Origin of the sequence: Dickeya dadantii NCPPB 898 (genome assembly GCF_000406145.1) — a bacterium.
Taxonomy (GTDB): domain Bacteria; phylum Pseudomonadota; class Gammaproteobacteria; order Enterobacterales; family Enterobacteriaceae; genus Dickeya; species Dickeya dadantii.
Window position 1 is genome coordinate 1236834 of record NZ_CM001976.1, and the last position, 19703, is coordinate 1256536.

At 56.5% G+C, this 19703-nt stretch carries 12 protein-coding genes; 3 read left to right on the forward strand and 9 right to left on the reverse strand.

Annotated elements, in window-relative coordinates:
• Nucleotides 1–193: 193 nt before the first annotated feature.
• Nucleotides 194–3031: a copper-exporting P-type ATPase CopA gene (gene copA, locus DDA898_RS06010; protein WP_038910546.1), complete on the reverse strand. Its 2838-nt coding sequence runs from the start codon at nucleotides 3029–3031 to the stop codon at nucleotides 194–196.
• A gap of 123 nt (nucleotides 3032–3154) precedes the next feature.
• Here copA and cueR point away from each other — a divergent pair, with 123 nt between their 5' ends.
• Entirely contained in the window at nucleotides 3155–3577 is a 423-nt protein-coding gene (gene cueR, locus DDA898_RS06015; RefSeq protein WP_013316899.1) for a Cu(I)-responsive transcriptional regulator, read from the forward strand.
• 144 nt (nucleotides 3578–3721) lie between these two features.
• On the opposite strand, the gene DDA898_RS06020 is transcribed toward cueR, so the two are convergent.
• The 6 genes from DDA898_RS06020 to ubiG all read right to left on the reverse strand — a co-directional run bounded on the left by DDA898_RS06020 (nucleotide 3722) and on the right by ubiG (nucleotide 10405).
• Nucleotides 3722–4171: an NfeD family protein gene (locus DDA898_RS06020; RefSeq protein ID WP_201765885.1), complete on the reverse strand. Its 450-nt coding sequence runs from the start codon at nucleotides 4169–4171 to the stop codon at nucleotides 3722–3724.
• 2 nt (nucleotides 4172–4173) lie between these two features.
• Nucleotides 4174–5088 carry an SPFH domain-containing protein gene (locus tag DDA898_RS06025; protein ID WP_038910549.1) on the reverse strand — a complete coding sequence of 305 codons (915 nt, stop codon included), beginning with the start codon at nucleotides 5086–5088 and terminating at the stop codon, nucleotides 4174–4176.
• Between the two features lie 133 nt (nucleotides 5089–5221).
• Nucleotides 5222–5482, reverse strand: a complete 261-nt coding sequence (yfaE, locus tag DDA898_RS06030) for a class I ribonucleotide reductase maintenance protein YfaE (RefSeq protein WP_038910551.1) — start codon at nucleotides 5480–5482, stop codon at nucleotides 5222–5224.
• 20 nt (nucleotides 5483–5502) lie between these two features.
• Nucleotides 5503–6633, reverse strand: a complete 1131-nt coding sequence (nrdB, locus tag DDA898_RS06035; RefSeq protein WP_038910552.1) for a class Ia ribonucleoside-diphosphate reductase subunit beta — start codon at nucleotides 6631–6633, stop codon at nucleotides 5503–5505.
• A gap of 176 nt (nucleotides 6634–6809) precedes the next feature.
• Nucleotides 6810–9098, reverse strand: coding sequence for a class 1a ribonucleoside-diphosphate reductase subunit alpha (gene nrdA, locus DDA898_RS06040; RefSeq protein ID WP_038900587.1), 2289 nt, complete (start codon nucleotides 9096–9098; stop codon nucleotides 6810–6812).
• A 542-nt stretch (nucleotides 9099–9640) separates the two neighbouring features.
• Entirely contained in the window at nucleotides 9641–10405 is a 765-nt protein-coding gene (gene ubiG / locus DDA898_RS06045; RefSeq protein ID WP_244191041.1) for a bifunctional 2-polyprenyl-6-hydroxyphenol methylase/3-demethylubiquinol 3-O-methyltransferase UbiG, read from the reverse strand.
• A gap of 287 nt (nucleotides 10406–10692) precedes the next feature.
• Between ubiG and gyrA the strand changes: the two genes are divergently transcribed.
• On the forward strand, nucleotides 10693–13326 hold the full coding sequence (gene gyrA, locus DDA898_RS06050) for a DNA topoisomerase (ATP-hydrolyzing) subunit A (RefSeq protein ID WP_013316906.1): 2634 nt from the start codon (nucleotides 10693–10695) through the stop codon (nucleotides 13324–13326).
• A gap of 124 nt (nucleotides 13327–13450) precedes the next feature.
• Entirely contained in the window at nucleotides 13451–16312 is a 2862-nt protein-coding gene (gene rcsC / locus DDA898_RS06055) for a two-component system sensor histidine kinase RcsC (RefSeq protein ID WP_071604509.1), read from the forward strand.
• A gap of 60 nt (nucleotides 16313–16372) precedes the next feature.
• On the opposite strand, the gene rcsB is transcribed toward rcsC, so the two are convergent.
• Nucleotides 16373–17023, reverse strand: coding sequence for a response regulator transcription factor RcsB (rcsB, locus tag DDA898_RS06060; RefSeq protein ID WP_013316908.1), 651 nt, complete (start codon nucleotides 17021–17023; stop codon nucleotides 16373–16375).
• A gap of 6 nt (nucleotides 17024–17029) precedes the next feature.
• Complete coding sequence (rcsD, locus tag DDA898_RS06065; protein WP_038900589.1) at nucleotides 17030–19699, reverse strand: phosphotransferase RcsD; 2670 nt, start codon at nucleotides 19697–19699, stop codon at nucleotides 17030–17032.
• Nucleotides 19700–19703 lie beyond the last annotated feature (4 nt).

The window sequence follows — 19703 nt, forward strand, 5'->3', positions numbered from 1 at the left end:
CGTTATCCTGCAATCGGGCGTCGCGCAGTTGCAGGACGTGCGTTTTCGCGTCGTCAGGTCTCTATGCTAAACGGTTCAGCCAGCAAGTTGTATCGCTAATTAGGAATGCGTTCGCTAAGTGCCGCAGGACGTAAGCGGTGGAAAGCGGCGCGATGTCCAGGAGGGAACACCGCGCCGTGGTAGAAAGCCGAACTCAGTCGCGTCTGGCTGGCGCGTCGGCTGGGGTGAAACGCAGCAATCGGTTGGCGTTGCTCACCACGGTAATGGATGAGAGCGCCATGGCCGCTCCCGCTACCACCGGGCTTAGCAGGGTGTCGGTCAACGGGTAGAGCACACCGGCGGCGATTGGAATGCCAAGCGTGTTGTAGACAAAGGCCCCCAACAGGTTCTGCTTCATGTTGCTCAGCGTGGCGCGGGAAAGCGCCAGCGCATCGGCGACGCCGTGCAAACTGTGGCGCATCAGCGTCATGGCGGCGGTTTCCACGGCGATATCGCTGCCGCCGCCCATGGCGATCCCCACGTCGGCCTGCGCCAGCGCCGGCGCGTCGTTGATACCGTCGCCAATCATGGCGACCCGTTTTCCCAGTGATTGCAGATGGCGAATGGCGTCCGCTTTGCCGTCCGGCAGTACCCCGGCGATGATCTGATCGATGCCGGCTTCGCGGGCAATGGCCTGGGCCGTCGTCGGATTATCGCCGGTCAACATCACCAACTGATAGCCCTGACGGTGCAGCCGTTGTAATGCGCTGATGCTGTCCTGACGCAGGGTGTCCTGCACTGAAAACAGCGCCGCCACCTGACCGTTCGCTACCAGCAGCACCGGCGTCATGCCGAGCGCCGACTGGTTCTCCAGCCAGTCGCGCGGCGAGTTTTCGCCGCCAGCCAGCGGGATCTGGTGCTGCGCCAGCAGCGCCGGGTTGCCGAGCAGCAGCGACGCGCCGTCGACCTGACCGCTGACGCCCAAACCGGGCAGGGTGCGGAATTGCGTGACGTCGCCCAGTTCTACGCCATCAGCTCGCTGAACAATCGCCAGCGCCAGCGGGTGGCTGGCTCCCTGTTCCAGCGACGCGGCCCAGCGCAGCGCCTGCGATTCGCTGATATCGCCAAAGGTGTGGATCGCCACTACGCGCGGTTTGCCTTCCGTCAACGTTCCGGTTTTATCGAATACCAGCACGTCAAGCTGGCTGGCTTGTTGCAGCGCATCGGCGTCCCGCACCAGTACGCCCAGCTCAGCAGCCCGCCCGACGCCGGAGATAATCGACATCGGCGTCGCCAGCCCCAGCGCGCAAGGACAGGCGATGATCAGCACCGTAGTCACAATCACCAGCGTGTACACGATATGGGGCGCCGGGCCGACAACGTACCAGATGGCGCCGCTCAGCAGCGCTATCGCCACTACCACCGGTACGAAGACGGCGGAAATCCGGTCGGCCAACTGGCCTATCGCCGGTTTGCTGCTCTGCGCCTGGCGCACCAGATGAATGATGCGCGCCAGCGTGGTCTGATTACCGATCGCGCCTGCACGTAACGTGGCGCTGCCGTCCTGCACCTGGGTTCCGGCGTGCACCTTGTCGCCGGCCGCTTTCTGTTGCGGGATCGGCTCGCCGGTGAGCATGGCTTCGTCAATCCACAGCTCCCCCTGTTCAAGCAGGCCATCCACCGGAATGCGGTCGCCGGTGGTCAGCCGCAGCGCCATGCCGGTTTGCACCTCTGCCAGCGGAATAACGCGGTCGCCTTGCGGCGTCACCAGCCGCGCGGTCGGCGGCGTCAAATCCAGCAGGCGTTCCAGCGCCTGAGAGGAACGCTGACGGGCACCTTGTTCCAGAGCGTGGCCGAGATTGATCAGGCCGATAATCATGGCGCTGGCTTCGTAATAAAGATGACGCGCTTCCATCGGGAACCACGCCGGCCACAGGTTGACGGTAATGGAGTAAAGCCAGGCGGCGCCGGTGCCGAGCGCGACCAGCGTATCCATGGTCGCGCTGCGGTTTATCAGGCTACGCCAGGCATTGCGATAGAAATGCCCGCCGGCGGCGATCATGACCGCCAGCGTCAGCCCACCGACCAATAACCACCCGGAGCGGTTGTCGTCGGTGAGCATCATGTTATCGCCGATCATACCCCAGACCATCAGCGGGATACCGAGCGCCAGCCCCAGTGCGGCCTGCCAGCGAAAACGTCGGATAGCCTGACGAGACGTTTGCTCCTGCCGGGCGCGCCGCTCGGCTTCATCAAGAATGATTTCTGCGCCGTAGCCTGCGTTTTGTACTGCATCGATCAGCGCCTGATGCGGCATGTCGCCGCTGACCAGCGCGCTGCGCTCGGCCAGATTGACGCGCGCCTGCGTAACGCCGGGGACGCTTTGCAGCGCCCGCTGTACCCGGCTGACGCAACTGGCGCAGCTCATGCCGCTCAGCAACAGTTGGACGCTGTCGTTATCATGAACGCTGTCGTTATCATGAACGTTGCTGATGTCATGAATGCCGCCGTTATCATGAATACGGTTGCCATCATCATGGGCGACGTTGTCATCATGAACGGTGTTTGCCGGAACCGGGTTGAAAGCCGCTGACAGCCTGTCCGGCGAGGAGGCGTGGGGTGTCAGCGGCTCAGATTTTGGGAGGGTGTTCTCCTGCGCCAGCGTGGCATGAAAACCGGCTTGTTCGATCGCCTGCACCAGCGCCAGTGGTTCGGCATCGCCATAGACTGCCGCCTGTTGTAGGGTAACGTCCGTCGCCGCTACGCCTGGCACCGCTTGCAGCGCTTTGCGGGTCGATGCGACGCAATGCTGGCAGTTGAGGCCGGAGAGCTGCAAGGTGATATTCGGCACGGTAGCTGGGCTGGCTTCATAGCCGGCGGCTTCGATTGTCGCTACCAGCGACTGGCTATCGGCTTCGCCGGTGACGTTGGCGTATTTCAGCGATACATCAGCCTGTTCCACATCCGGGCGGGCTTCCAGGGCTTTTTTTACCCTGCCGACGCAGTGTTCGCAGGATAATCCCTGCAATGAAAGCAGTATGGTTTGCGACATAATAATATTCCTCAGTGATCACAGCCGAACGTCAAAGACATTGACCGCAAGCGTGATTTTGATTAGTTCTAAGCACTACCTGAAGCGTAAACCTTCCAGCAAGGGAAGGGTCAAGGGGGAATCATGAATATCAGCGATGTGGCGAAAAAAACCGGGCTGACCAGCAAGACCATCCGTTTCTATGAAGAAAAAGGGCTGATGACGGCGCCGCTGCGATGTGAAAATGGTTACCGCAGTTATGATCTCCACCATATTGAGGAACTGACCTTGTTGCGTCAGGCGCGTCAGGTGGGGTTCACGCTGGAGGAGTGCCGCGAACTGGTGACGTTGTTCAATGACCCGCTACGGCACAGCGCCGACGTTAAGGCGCGTACATTGCAGAAAGTGGACGATATCGAACAGCAGATCGAGGAACTCAAGGCGATGCGTCAGCGTCTGCTTGCGCTGGCGGAGTCCTGCCCCGGCGACAGTAGCGCCGAGTGCCCGATCATTACTCAACTGGCGGGCTGCTGCCACGCATCGTCAGGAGAGCATGGCAAGCATTAGCGGCTATTAGTGTCCATCAACGGTGTGTTCATCAACGGTTAGTGTTCATAAACGGTTAGTGTCCATTAGCGGTGATGCCATCTAACGGTTATGTCATCGGATAGCGGCAACGTCGCGTATCAACGAAATGCACGCCCCGGCGTATCAGGTACGCGGCCGCACCCGCAGCGTAATCCCTTCCACGGCGACAATCTCCACCACCGTACCGGCGGGTAAATCCTGTTCCGCTTGTACCCGCCAACTGCTGTCGCCGATGTTGACCCGACCGAAGCCGTTAACCAACGGTTCGGTCAGCGTGGTATGCAGACCAATCAATTGCTGTCCGCGCTGGTTGAGCACCGGGGGCGGTTGCTTTTCGATGCGCCGACGCAGCCACTGCCACCACAGCAGCGCCGCCACCACCGTCAGCACGGCGAAGGCGATGCATTGCCATGTCCAGTCCAACGGCAACAGCCAGGCGAGGATCCCGGTAAGCAGCGCGGCGATGCCGCTCCACAGCAGATAACCGCCGGCGCCCAGCATTTCCGCCGCCAGCAGCAAGCCGCCGAGCGATAGCCAGAACCAGTGGGCGTTTTCCAGCACCAGCGCGATCATGATTACTTTCTCCGGTCCGCCTGGCTCTCTTTAATCAGCTCGCTGATGCCGCCGATGGTGCCCATCAGGTTGCTGGCGTCGAGCGGCATCATAATGACTTTGCTGTTGCCGGCGGCGCCGATGGTCTGCAACGCGTCGGTGTATTTCTGCGCCACGAAGTAGTTGATGGCCTGAATGTTGCCGGCGGCGATCGCTTCGGACACCATCTGGGTGGCGCGGGCTTCAGCCTCGGCGGCGCGCTCGCGGGCTTCCGCTTCGAGGAAGGCGGATTGACGTTCCCCCTCGGCTTTAAGAATTTGCGCCTGCTTTTCCCCTTCGGCTTTCAGGATGGCTGCCTGCCTGATCCCTTCCGCTTCGAGAATATCAGCACGTTTGGTACGTTCCGCCTTCATCTGGGCGTTCATTGAGGCGATCAGTTCGGCGGGCGGGCGCACGTCGCGGATTTCAATACGGGTGACCTTGATGCCCCACGGGTTGGTGGCTTCATCCACGATATGCAGCAGCCGGGTGTTGATGCTATCGCGCTGGGACAGCATTTCATCCAGTTCCATCGAGCCGAGTACAGTACGGATGTTGGTCATGGTCAGGTTGATGATGGCCAGTTCCAGATTGCTGACTTCATAGGCGGCGCGTGGTGCGTCCACCACCTGAATAAAGCAGACGGCGTCGATGGTGACGTTGGCGTTGTCCTTGGAGATAATTTCCTGTGAGGGAATTTCCAGCACTTGCTCCATCATATTGATCTTGCGGCCAATTCGGTCCATGAACGGCACCACCAGATTCAGACCGGGCATCAGAGTGCGGGTGTAGCGGCCAAAACGTTCGACTGTCCACTGGTAGCCCTGCGGCACGATCTTGATGCCGGACCAGACAATCACCAGCGCAACGACAATCAGAACCGGAATAAATGTCAGCATGTGCTTTGCTCTCCATGGTTTTTTCCTGTGGAAAGTGTAACGCAGGATGTGGTGACTGGCGTAATAAAGTTGCGGGCGAACAAGGGATTATGCGAACCCGCACGGAAAGCGGGCTGCAATGGCCGGGAGGCGGTTACATATCCAGTTCGATATCGTCCAGCGGCATACAACAGCAGGGCAGAATTTCGTCCTGTTGCACACAGGCCAGCGGCGTTTCCCGGTAGGCGACCTTGCCTTTGGTCAACCGTAACCGGCAGGCACCGCAATAACCGGAACGACACTGATATTCGACCGGCACCCGCTGGGATTCGAGCACTTCCAGCAAGGAGGTGTGTTCATCGGAGCAGAGCAACTGCGCCCCGGAGAGGCGCAGTGTGATGGTGGGAGCGGTCATCGTGGTTATAAATAATGTAGTTACAGCTGGAAGTCGCTGAGGTCGTCGGTGTTGATTTCCGCGTCAATCTGGCCGACCAGGTAGGAGCTTACCTCCACTTCCTGCGGCGCCACCTGCACGTTGTCCGATACCAGCCAGGCATTGATCCAGGGAATCGGGTTGGTGCGGGTTTCAAACGGCAACGGCAACCCCACCGCCTGCATACGGATGTTGGTGATGTACTCCACGTACTGGCACAGGATGTCCTTGTTCAGGCCGATCATCGAGCCGTCGCGGAACAGGTATTCCGCCCACTCTTTCTCCTGCTGGGCAGCCAGCACGAACAGGTCGTAGCACTGCTGCTGACACTCTTCCGCCACTTTAGCCATTTCCGGGTCGTCCTGACCGGCGCGCATCAGGTTAAGCATGTGTTGGGTGCCGGTGAGATGCAGCGCTTCGTCACGGGCGATCAGCTTGATGATCTTGGCGTTGCCTTCCATCAATTCGCGCTCGGCGAAGGCGAAGGAGCAGGCGAAGCTGACGTAGAAGCGGATGGCTTCCAGCGCGTTGACGCTCATCAGGCACAGGTAGAGTTTTTTCTTCAACTCATACACGTTGATGTTCACGGTCTTGCCGTTGACCTGATGGGTGCCTTCTCCCAGCAAATGGTAGTAGCTGGTCAGTTCAATTAGCTCGTCGTAGAACCCGGAGATGTCCTTCGCCCGTTTGAGGATTTCCTCATTGGTGACGATATCGTCAAACACGATCGACGGATCGTTGACGATATTGCGGATGATATGGGTATAGGAACGAGAGTGGATGGTTTCCGAGAACGCCCAGGTTTCCACCCAGGTTTCCAGCTCCGGGATGGAGATCAGCGGCAGCAGCGCGACGTTAGGGCTGCGGCCCTGAATGGAATCCAGCAGCGTTTGGTATTTCAGGTTGCTGATAAAAATGTGTTTTTCGTGTTCCGGCAATGCCTGATAGTCGATACGGTCGCGGGAGACATCCACCTCTTCCGGGCGCCAGAAGAACGAAAGCTGTTTTTCGATCAGCTTTTCGAAAATTTCATATTTTTGCTGGTCATAACGCGCCACGTTGACCGGCTGGCCGAAGAACATGGGTTCCAGCAACTGATCGTTTTTATTCTGTGAAAAAGTGGTATAGGCCATGGTTTCTCCAAACAAGCCAACAGCGCGACCTGTAAGGCGGCGCTGTTAAACTTTTGGCAACCCAAACGGGTTGCGTCGTCTCTGCGTCAGGCGCTATTGGCAGGGCAGCGACGACAGGATTAGGAATATCGTCATGCCGGGGAAATCCGCTATCACGGATTTCCCCGGCGTCGTGCTTAGATCTTGCAGGCGCCGCTTTCGCAGCCGTCATCCTGCGGCGCGGTGTCGAGCAGGTCATCCTGCGCGTCTTCGGCGCCGTCGCGGGTGTTTTGATAGTACAGGGTTTTCAACCCGAACTTATACGCCGTGAGCAGATCTTTCAGCAACTGGGTCATCGGCACTTTTCCTGACGGGAAACGCGCCGGATCGTAGTTGGTGTTGGAGGAAATCGCCTGATCGACGAATTTCTGCATCAGGCCCACCAGTTGCAGGTAACCGTCGTTGGACGGCATGTCCCACAGCAGCTCGTAGGCGTCTTTCAGCGTTTCGTATTCCGGCACCACCTGACGCAGGATACCGTCTTTCGACGCTTTAACGCTGATATGACCGCGCGGCGGCTCAATACCGTTGGTGGCATTGGAGATCTGCGACGAGGTTTCAGACGGCATCAGCGCCGACAGCGTGGAGTTGCGCAGGCCATAAGTCTGGATGTCTTTGCGCAGCGCTTCCCAGTCATGGTGCAGTGGTTCGCTGCAGATACTGTCCAGATCGCGCTTGTAGCTGTCGATCGGCAAAATGCCCTGCGAATAGGTGGTTTCGTTAAACCACGGGCAGGCACCCTGTTCGCGCGCCAGTTGGTTCGAGGCTTTCAGCAGATAGTACTGAATCGCTTCGAAGGTGCGGTGCGTCAGGTTGTTGGCGCTGCCGTCGGAGTAGCGTACGCCGTGTTTCGCCAGATAGTAAGCGAAGTTGATCACGCCGATGCCCAGCGTACGACGGCCCATCGCACCGCGTTTGGCGGCCGGAATCGGGTAGTCCTGATAGTCGAGCAGGGCATCCAGGGCGCGTACCGCCAATGTCGCCAGCTCTTCCAGTTCGTGCAGCGAACTGATGGCGCCCAGGTTGAAGGCCGACAGGGTGCAAAGCGCGATTTCGCCGCTTTCGTCGTTGACGTCTTCCAGCGGTTTGGTCGGCAGCGCGATTTCCAGACACAGGTTGGACTGGCGCACCGGTGCGACCAGCGGATCAAACGGGCTGTGCGTGTTGCAGTGGTCGACGTTCTGAATATAGATACGGCCGGTGGAGGCGCGTTCCTGCATCATCAACGAGAACAGTTCCGCCGCCTTGAGCTGCTTCTTGCGGATGCTGTCGTCCTGCTCATATTTCACGTACAGGCGCTCGAATTCATCCTGATTGGTGAAGAAGGCGTCGTACAACCCCGGCACGTCGGACGGGCTGAACAGCGTGATGTCTTCGCCTTTGACCAGACGCTGGTACATCAGCTTGTTGAGCTGTACGCCGTAGTCGAGGTGACGCACGCGGTTGCCTTCCACGCCGCGGTTGTTTTTCAGCACCAGCAGGCTTTCCACTTCCAGATGCCACAGCGGGTAGAACAGCGTAGCCGCACCGCCGCGCACCCCGCCCTGAGAGCAGGATTTCACCGCGGTCTGGAAATGTTTGTAGAACGGAATACAGCCGGTGTGGAACGCTTCGCCGCCGCGGATCGGGCTGCCCAGCGCACGGATACGGCCGGCGTTGATGCCGATGCCGGCGCGCTGGGAGACGTATTTCACGATCGCACTGGAGGTGGCGTTGATGGAATCCAGGCTGTCGCCGCACTCGATCAGCACGCAGGAGCTGAACTGGCGGGTAGGGGTACGCACGCCGGACATGATCGGCGTCGGCAGCGAAATTTTGAACGTCGATACCGCGTCATAGAAGCGTTTTACATAGTCCAGACGGGTTTCGCGCGGGTAACCGGAGAACAGGCAGGCGGCGACCAGAATATACAGGAACTGGGCGCTTTCGTAGATGTCACCGGTCACGCGGTTTTGTACCAGATATTTCCCTTCCAGCTGTTTTACCGCTGCGTAGGAGAAATTCATGTCACGCCAGTGATCGATGAAAGCGTCCATCTGAGCAAATTCTTCTTCCGTGTAGTCTTCCAGCAAATGGCGATCGTATTTTCCCATTTCGACCATTTTTATTACGTGGTCGTGCAACTTTGGCGGTTCGAACTGGCCGTAGGCTTTCTTGCGCAGATGGAAGATAGCCAGACGTGCGGCCAGATACTGGTAGTCCGGGCTTTCGCGGGAGATCAGGTCGGCGGCGGCCTTGATGATGGTTTCGTGGATATCGGCGGTCTTGATGCCGTCGTAGAACTGGATGTGAGAACGTAGTTCTACCTGAGAAACCGAGACATTGTGTAACCCTTCTGCTGCCCAGGTAATTACCCGGTGGATTTTGTCCAGGTTGATGCGTTCTTTACTGCCATCGCGTTTGGTAACAAGCAGACTCTGGTTCATGTGGCGTAGCACCTGTTTTTTTGACACGTATTTTGTTTTGCCTGGCCCACCCGCTTTTTTATTCACAAAAAACGCCAATAAAAAAATAGTGTTTTCTGTCAGAAGTAAACACTATATATAGGGGGTGGAGCGGTTTTTGATAACAAGATAATGTGAAAATTTCCGCATTGCAAGTGAGCAAAACGGCCCACTCTTGTGGATAACATAGGGAATAAATGTTACAAGCGCGCTAAATCCCAGCCACTACGCGGCTTCCTTTTTTGTCAACCTCGGGGGGAGAAAAAATAAAAAAATTGATCAACCGCCGGTTTCTTATCCGGAGGCAAAACTATCTGCCTGATCAAAACAGTGTTTCAGACAAATAATTAAGAATTGTCTGAGATTGATATGTCGTCAGACAACGAATGAAGCGTGGTTTATGCCTGAAAACTTATTCTCTGGCGATAAAAAAGCCGGTGGTTTTATCCACCGGAATGGGGTGATTGGGAAACTGGAGAGGTCGATCTGTGTCTGACCGGCTCAGCCAAGGTGTGAGGTATGGATCATCCAAGGTGTGAGGTATGGATCATATAGTTGACGTCGACATTCGCGCCGAGCCGGAAGCTGTCCAGCAGCGGGTTATAGTGCAGACCGATCATATGGCGCTCGCGCAGCGGCGTCTGGTCCACCCAGTCCAGCAGTTCCGCCGGGCGGATGAATTTTTTGATGTCGTGCGTGCCGCGCGGCACCATCCTGGTCAGGTATTCCGCGCCGACGATCAGCATCAGCCAGGCCTTGGCGTTACGGTTGATGGTCGAGAAAAAGACATGGCCGCCGGGTTTGACCAGCCGGGCGCAGGCCAACACCACTGAGCGCGGGTCCGGCACATGCTCCAGCATTTCCATGCAGGTCACCACGTCGTAGGCGCCGGCATGGGCGTCTGCGTGGGCTTCCACCGTCTCCTGCACGTAACTGACCTGAACACCGCTTTCCAGCGCGTGCAGCCGGGCCACCTGCAAAGGTTCGCCGCCCATATCCAGTCCGGTGACGTGCGCGCCTTCCCGCGCCATGCTTTCGGCCAGAATGCCGCCACCGCAGCCGACATCCAGCACCTGTTTGCCGAAAATACCGCCGGCGCGTTCGAGAATGTAGTTCAGGCGCAGCGGGTTGATCCGGTGCAACGGCTTGAATTCGCCTTCCAGATCCCACCAGCGCGAGGCGACGGCTTCAAATTTGGCGATTTCATCGTGGTCGACGTTCGGGGTCGGGGCGGATGCCTTCAGCACATCAGGATTAGCGGCGCCGGCGTTTGCGGCATCTGTGTTCATGGCGTCTGTGTTCATGGAGAGCGATCACCTTTCATCAATATTGACTGGGGCGAGTATAACGAGCGGGAGGCGCTTGTTGTAGTCGCTAACGCGTGTTGTCGTCATTAACGATAGCGTCGTGGTTTTCGCGCCTTGTGATGGCGGTAACATTACGGTAACAAAACGCGAGGCGCCTCCATAAAGAAGCGTCAGGAAACCGGTGCGAAGTTTCCCCTGAAACCCCGGTTTATGATATGATTTTCCACCTTTTAAAATCGGGTAGATGTGAATAGAGGGATAGCGGCTCCATGAGCGACCTAGCCAGAGAAATTACACCGGTCAACATCGAGGAAGAGCTGAAAAGTTCATATCTGGATTACGCCATGTCCGTCATCGTCGGGCGTGCGTTACCGGACGTTCGCGATGGTCTTAAGCCGGTACACCGCCGCGTGCTGTACGCGATGAGTGTGCTGGGTAACGACTGGAACAAGCCTTATAAGAAATCGGCCCGTGTAGTCGGGGACGTTATCGGTAAATATCACCCGCATGGTGATAGTGCGGTCTACGACACTATCGTGCGTATGGCTCAGCCGTTCTCGCTGCGATACATGCTGGTGGACGGCCAGGGCAACTTCGGTTCCATCGACGGCGACTCCGCCGCGGCGATGCGTTATACCGAAGTGCGCATGTCGAAGATCGCCCACGAACTGCTTTCCGATCTGGAGAAAGAGACGGTGGATTTTGTGCCTAACTATGACGGCACAGAACAGATCCCGGACGTGATGCCCACCCGTATCCCGAATCTGCTGGTCAACGGTTCTTCCGGGATTGCGGTGGGGATGGCGACCAACATTCCGCCCCACAACCTGTCTGAAGTGATTGACGGTTGTCTGGCCTATATCGATGATGAAAACATCAGCGTCGAAGGGCTGATGACCCATATTCCAGGGCCGGACTTCCCGACCGCCGCCATCATCAACGGCAAACGGGGTATTGAAGAAGCCTACCGCACCGGCCGCGGCAAAGTGTATATCCGCGCCCGCGCCGAAGTCGAAGCGGATGCCAAATCCGGCCGTGAAACTATCATCGTGCATGAAATCCCTTACCAGGTGAACAAGGCGCGACTGATTGAAAAGATCGCCGAACTGGTAAAAGAAAAGCGCATTGAAGGCATCAGCGCGCTGCGCGACGAGTCCGATAAAGACGGCATGCGCATCGTGATTGAAATCAAGCGCGATGCGGTGGGCGAGGTGGTGCTCAACCATCTGTATTCTCAGACCCAGATGCAGGTGTCGTTCGGCATCAACATGGTGGCGCTGCATCAGGGCCAGCCGAAGCTGATGACCCTAAAGGAAATTCTGTCGGCGTTTGTCCGTCACCGTCGCGAAGTGGTGACGCGTCGTACCATTTTCGAACTGCGCAAAGCGCGCGAACGGGCTCATATCCTGGAAGGGCTGGCGATTGCGCTGGCGAATATCGACCCGATCATCGAACTGATCCGTCATGCGTCGACCCCGGCCGACGCCAAAGCCGCGCTGGTGGCGCAGGCGTGGGCGCTGGGCGGCGTGGCCGCCATGCTGGAACGCGCCGGCGATGACGCCGCGCGTCCGGAATGGCTGGAGCCGGAGTTCGGCATCCACGATGGCTACTATCACCTGACCGAGTTGCAGGCGCAGGCGATTCTGGATCTGCGTTTGCAGAAACTGACCGGTCTGGAACATGAAAAACTGCTGGATGAGTACAAGGAATTGCTGGCGCAGATCGCCGAATTGCTGTTCATCCTGCGCAGCCCCGAACGTCTGATGGAAGTGATCCGTGAAGAGCTGGTAGCGATTCGTGAACAGTATAACGACGCGCGCCGCACCGAGATCACCCACAACAGCGCCGACATCAATATTGAAGATCTGATCTCCCAAGAGAACGTGGTGGTGACCTTGTCGCATCAGGGTTACGTCAAGTATCAGCCGCTGAGCGACTATGAAGCTCAGCGTCGTGGCGGCAAAGGTAAATCGGCCGCCCGCATCAAGGAAGAAGATTTCATTGATCGGCTGCTGGTGGCGAATACCCACGACACCATTCTGTGCTTCTCCAGCCGTGGCCGTCTCTACTGGCTGAAGGTTTATCAGTTGCCGGAAGCGAGCCGCGGCGCTCGCGGTCGTCCGATCATCAACCTGCTGCCGCTGGAGCCGGATGAGCGTATCACCGCCATTCTGCCGGTACGCGAGTACGAAGAGGGCATGAACGTGTTCATGGCCACGGCTAGCGGCACCGTGAAGAAGACCGCGTTGACCGAGTTTAGCCGTCCGCGCAGCGCCGGTATCATCGCCGTTAATCTCAACGACGGCGACGAACTGATTGGCGTCGACCTGACCGACGGTAGCAACGAGGTGATGCTGTTCTCCGCCGAAGGTAAGGTGGTGCGTTTCTCCGAATCGGCTGTGCGTACCATGGGACGTACCGCTACCGGGGTGCGCGGCATCAACCTGCAGGACGACGATCGGGTGGTGTCGCTGATTGTGCCGCGCGGCGAAGGCGATATTCTGACCGTGACGCAGAATGGCTTCGGCAAGCGTACCGCCGTTACCGAGTATCCGGTGAAATCCCGTGCTACCAAAGGCGTTATCTCTATCAAGGTGAGCGAGCGCAACGGTAAGGTGGTCGGTGCGGTGCAGGTCGACTCCGCCGATCAGATCATGATGATCACCGATGCCGGTACGCTGGTGCGTACTCGGGTATCCGAGGTCAGCATCGTTGGCCGTAATACCCAAGGCGTGACGTTGATCCGCACCGCCGAGGACGAGCAAGTGGTTGGCCTGCAGCGCGTGGCTGAACCGGTGGAAGACGATGAGCTCGACAGCGTGGTGCCGGTTGACGGTGAGCTGCCGGAAGAGGACATCGATGAACCGGAGAACGATGACGATACGCCGGCAGACGATGAATAATCCCTTCATCCGTCGGTGATGACCGACCAGAGCCAGCGCCCGATGCGCTGGCTTTTTTTATGCAGGATCGGTACTGTATCGACTGACCCCTATCTGATTTTCCCTTGCTGACAACCTTTACGGTATGCCTTTGAAAGTTATCGCTTCTTTTCAGACCACCCTTAAAGTCTCCCGGTATATGTTCCGGGCGCTGGCGACCACGCTGTGGATTCTGGGCGCACTGATTTCGGTTTTTTACGTGAACAAGGAACTGAATCAGCGGGAATCGCACCTGCGACAGATTTTCTCCCTCAATTTCGAACAATCGCTGGGGTATATTCGCCATACCACCGATGTGGCGCGCGAGCTGCGGTACATTGCTGCTAACCGCCTCAGCACGCCTGTCGCACCGCGGGAACGCAGCACCGCTAAAAAAACGCCGTCCGCCATTTATCCGCTGTCGTCCACTTTTGACTGTAGCGAACAATATGAGAAGAACCCTGCTCAATTGCAGTCGCTGACCGGCTTTTTCGATCAATGGCATGATGATTTCTCGTCGGTCTATGACCTTAATCGCATCTTTTTTGTCGACAGCAGCCAGCAGTGTATTGTCGATTTTGGCATTCGCAATCAGTCGCTGGATAGCGACAGCTTGATGAAGAGCGTGCAGGAGCGATTGCAGAATCAGAAGTCCAACCGGGCGGGGAATCGTCGCGAGGAGAGCCTGTTCTGGGTGATGCCTGGCCCGACGCCGGACTCGGGGTATCTGTACGCGTTGACGCCGGTGTATGTGGATAACCGTTTGGTGACCATGATGGGGATCGAACAGACTATCCGGCTGGATGACTTTATGTTGAATGGCGACCTGCCGTTCAGTGTCAGATTACTGGATCAGAATGATCGGGCTCTGTTGCAGTTTACCGACAGCCAGTCCGGCAATAGCCTCAGCCATTACCCGGATTCGAACAACTACTTTGGCTACAGCGATGGCTACGGGGCCTTATTGATGAAAAAGGCGCTGCCGCCTACGTCGATGACAGTGGTGTATTCGCTGCCGCTGGAAGTGATTCTGATGTCGCTCAATACGCTGATTATCAATATCGCGTTGTTGAATCTGGCATCGGCTATCTGTCTGTTTTTACTGACCCGGCTGTTTGAGCGAAAAATTTTTCTGCCGGCGGAGCGCAACGCGCTCCAGCTGGAAGAGAACGAACAGTTCAACCGCAAAATTGTGGCGTCGGCGCCGGTGGGCATCTGCATTCTTAGGATCAGCGACGGCACCAATATTATCAGCAACGAACTGGCGCATAACTACCTCAGCCTGCTGACGTATGAAGACCGGGTGCGTATTGTGCGCATCATCTGCGAGCAGCAATCCAAATCGCTGGATGTGGTGACCGGGCGCAATCACCATCTGCAAATTAGCTTTGTACACTCGCGCTACCGCAACGAAAACGTGGCTATCTGCGTGCTGCTCGACGTCAGCGCCCGGGTGCGCATGGAAGAGTCGTTGCAGGAGATGGCTAACGCCGCCGAGCAGGCCAGCCAGTCCAAATCGATGTTTCTGGCGACTGTCAGCCATGAATTACGCACGCCGCTGTACGGCATCATCGGCAATCTGGATTTATTGCAAACGAAATCGTTGCCATCGGATGCCAACCGGCTGGTGACGGCGATGCAAAACTCTTCGGCGCTGCTGCTGAAGATCATCAGCGACATTCTTGATTTCTCCAAGATTGAGTCGGAACAGCTGAAGATAGAACCTGGTGAATTCGCGCCGCGCGAGGTGATAAACCATATCGTGAGTAACTACCTGCCGCTGGTGGTGAAAAAGCGGCTGGTGCTGTATTGCTATATCGACCCTAACGTACCCTTCCGGCTGCTGGGCGATGCGGTGCGGTTGCAGCAGGTGTTGAGCAATTTGCTCAGTAATGCCATCAAGTTTACCGATACAGGCTGTATCGTGTTCCAGGTGGCGTGCTGCGATGACGGGTATCTGGTGTTCAAGATGCGGGATACCGGCGTCGGTATCGATACCCGCGCGGTGATGAAATTGTTTGATCCCTTCTTTCAGGCCGGGACTGGGGTGCAGCGTCACTTTCAGGGAACCGGGCTGGGGCTGGCGATTTGTGAAAAGCTGGTCAGCCTGATGGATGGGGATATCACCATTGAATCCGAACCGGGGCTTGGCAGCGAGTTCGGCATTCGTATTCCGCTTTATCGCGCTCACTACCCGCAGACGTTGCAGGTGCCGGATTTGCAGGGGAAAACCTGCTGGTTACAGATTCGCAATGCGCAGATGGAACGCTATCTGCTGGGGTTGCTGAATGCCTGTGGTCTGGATGCGCGGCGTTACGAAGACGGGCAGCTTGTCAGTAGAGATGACGTGATGATTTCTGATCATGTGCCGGATACGCTGCCAAATGCGCACGCCTGTGTGGAGATTAGCGGTATGCAGGCAGGTGCCGCACAGGAGGTTCGGGCGGGTTACTGGCTGTACAGTACGGCCGCGCTGCATGAATTGCCGGTGTTGCTGCAACGTATTTATCGGGGTGAGGATGAATTGTCCACGGCGGCGCTGTCCCTGCCATCGGTCAGTTACAATCGCAGCGAAAACAGCGATATTCGCCTTCTGGTGGTGGATGACCACCCGATTAACCGTCGTTTGCTAGCCGATCAACTCGGTTCGCTGGGATATCAGGTCATTACGGCCAATGACGGGTTGGATGCACTGGACGTACTGGCGAAGAATCCGGTGGATATTATCCTGACCGACGTCAACATGCCGAATATGGACGGTTATCGCTTTACCCAGCGGCTGCGGGAAATGGAGCAGACTTTACCGGTGATTGGCGTCACCGCCAATGCGCTGGCGGAAGAGCGGCAGCGCTGTCTGCAGGCCGGTATGGATAACTGTTTGTCCAAACCGGTGACGCTGGATACGTTACAGCAGTCGTTGTCGTATTACAGTAATTTGGTCAGGCAGAACAAGTCGGTTCAGTCGTAAGCCAGGCCAGTTTGGGTGAGGAAGGCCGGCGAGCAGATTACCCGCTCGCCGGCAAGAGCATTACTCTTTGTCAGACGGCGACACGCCGACGGAAGAGAGGTAGTTCAACAGGGCGATATCGTTGTCCACGCCAAGTTTGGTCATGGCCGATTTCTTCTGGCTACTGATGGTCTTGATGCTGCGGTTGAGTTTTCTGGCGATTTCAGTGACCAGAAATCCTTCGGCAAACAGGCGCAAAACCTCGCTTTCCTTGGGAGACAGGCGTTTGTCGCCGTAACCGCTGGCGCTGATTTTTTCCAGCACTTTGCTGACGCTTTCCGGCGTGAATTTTTTGCCTTTCTGCAACGCGGCCAGCGCTTTGGGCAGGTCGGTCGGCGCGCCTTGTTTCAGGACAATCCCTTCGATATCCAGCTCCAGCACGGCGCTGAGAATAGCCGGATTATTGTTCATGGTCAGTACAATAATCGACAGGTGCGGAAAATGGCGCTTGATATATTTGATCAGGGTAATGCCGTCGCCGTATTTATCCCCTGGCATGGATAGATCGGTGATCAGGACATTGGCGTCCAGTTTGGGAAGATTGTTAATCAGGGCTGTCGAGTCTTCGAATTCACCCACGACGTTAACCCATTCGATTTGTTCCAGCGACTTTTTAATGCCAAACAAAACAATAGGATGGTCGTCTGCAATAATTACGTTTAGATTGCTCATTGTTTTTTACTCATATTGTTGGCCACCGGGCTGCAGCAATGCTGTGACAAAGCCTTCGATCTGCTGAAGGTTGGTTTCTATCTGCGCGCGATCCTGGGTGGTAATAAGCTTTTCCAGCGCTTCACATAACTGCTTGCCGGGATGAAGATTCAGCATGGCAAAGACACCTTTCAGGCGGTGTGCTGTTTGCGCAAGTGACAAAAAATCGCCATCTTGGGTCTCAGTATATAGTCTCTTTAAGTCCTCCGGTACTGTATCAACAAACAAGGAATAGTAGTCGCTATTGCGTAACTGACGGACATAGAAGCCGATATCGTCCTGTTCTTCAGGCAGGGTATCGTCCGGAGATGTCTCCAGTTGCTGTTCGATCAGTTTCAGCAGACCATCCAGCAGTAACTGGCTGATATTGTAGTTGGTACGCAGGCGGCGATGCCCCAGCGGCACCAGTAGAGTATCGTCACTGGTCACCAGCAAGGTATCGTCGGCTACCCGGCTGGGATCGTCGGTAATGGTGATTTCCGCATCCTGGCTCACCAGTCGTTCGTCGTATACCGCGACATCAGCACCCCAGTTATTCACCATGCGGCTGACAATAGTACGCACCTCATCCGAGGTAATGTTCAGGAGTAGCGTGATGTCGTCCAATAATTTCTCATCTTCTTCCGCAGGCAGCGGGTCCGGCTGCATTTTCAAGGTCAGCACGTACTGGGTGCCGAGTCCTGGTCGACTGTTGATTTGCAGTTGACCCCCCAGTTTGTTGCAAAGCTGATTGCATAGAAATAGGGTTAATCCGGAATTGTGCCGGAAGCGATCGGATAGCGGGGTGGTGGCGAACGGATGCACCAGATTGTCCCGTTCCATACCGGAAATATCGGTGCCGGTATCGCTGATGCGGATCAGCAACTGTTCAGGAGAGTGCGCCGAAGGTTCGCAGGACAGGGTGATCTTGCCGTAGTCGGTATTGGTGATGGAATAATCCAGCAGCAGCGACAGGGTTTTCTTCAGCAATTCGCTGTCGCCCAGATAGGTCTGGCGCGGGTCGAGCTTGTAGTGATTGAACAGTTTCAGCCCTTTTTGCTGGATGCGCGGCAGCAGTTCCAGCATCAAATCGTCGATCAGCGTTAGCGGCGAAAACGAATCATGGACCATATGCCATTCCACCGTTTCCAGCCGTGCCTGCAGGGCGATGTTTTCCATCAGGCGGATGGCGCCGCTGGCTTCGGCAATCAGCGCTTGAATCGTTTTCTGCTGTTCCGGCGGATTGTCGGTTTTGCGCAGCATCAGCGCCAACTGATGTACGGCGGACAGCGGTTGCTTAAATTCCTGGCTTAGGTTGCGGAACAGGCGTTTGCGAACTGAGACGTTTTTGTCGAATTCGCGCTGCGCCAGCTGCAGTTTTTTGGTAATCAATATCTCCTGATCCTGTTCGCGCAGCAGGAACAGGCACAGCGACGGCGTGTGTTGACTGTGGAAAACTCGCACTTCGTACATCTCGTTGTCCACCGTGGCTTGAATGACGCCCTGATGTTCCTCCGCCAGCGTGGAGATTTTCTTCAGGCTAAGGTGCGGGTACAACCTTTCCGCCAGCGCGTTCGCCACCATCACTTTATTGTTGCTGAAATCGTAAACCAGCACCCCTACCGGGATACGGCTGACGATCTCGCCGTACATCCGCTGCTGTTCTTTCAGGTGATGCGACAGGTCATCCTTTGGCCGGGCGTAGTAGCGCCGTAACGCGTAGAACCCCATCAGCGAGAGAGTCAGCAACGCCAGATTGAGCGCAATCACCCAGATGTTGTTGCGCAGCATGTCGGTTACCAACCGGCCCAGCGGAATGGCATAGACCAGTTTGATTGGCGAGTTCATCAACTGAGCCGATATTTCCAGCAGCGCGCCTTCGCGGCGAATATCGGTGGGGATATCGTTGTCCGCGTTGGCGTCGGCGTTTACCGGCGGTGTCTGCTGACGCAGCATGAAATTGTCTCGCGACATATTGCGCGGGATCAGATCGTTGATAGACAAGTCGAACGCAATGACGGTAGCCAGATGCCCGGGCTGATTGAACGTCGTGCGCAGGGTAAAGTAATAGTCGTTGTAAAAACGCAGTTTGCGCAAGGGAGAGAAGCTTTCCCGTTCATCCAGCGTGTTCGCCTGCTGCAGCATCTCGGTTTTGCGCGATTCCACCATCGATGAGAGGTAACTGCCGCGGAACTGTGACGAGATATCTTTCAGCGGCTGGGTGGATACCATGGTCAGGCTGTTGTCCTGCCCGTTGAGGTAGTACATCGAGTAGATATCGGTTTTCGCGCCCCACAATACGTCCAGATATTGCGATATCCGGTGCATGGCGCCGAGCGTGGTTTTGTCGTGTGGTCCGAAAATCAGGGCATCCGTTTTATGGCCGCTTTTCTCGACATAAAATACATTCGGCATCAGCGTAATCAGATTGATGTTGGGAGTGTCGGGCTGCGTCGGATCGCTGATCAGATTTTTGTAGATCTGATCGGTGAAGAAGCGGTAGGCGTCGATGCGCTTTTGCATTCCTTCCGCAATGTCCGTCAGCGCGGATTTTTTCTCCGTCATCCAGCTGTTGACGTAGTTATAGCTGTAGGCGCCGGTCATCAGCAGCAGCAACAGAATAAACAGCAGGAAAAAACGCACGATAGCCGCAGGCATGAAA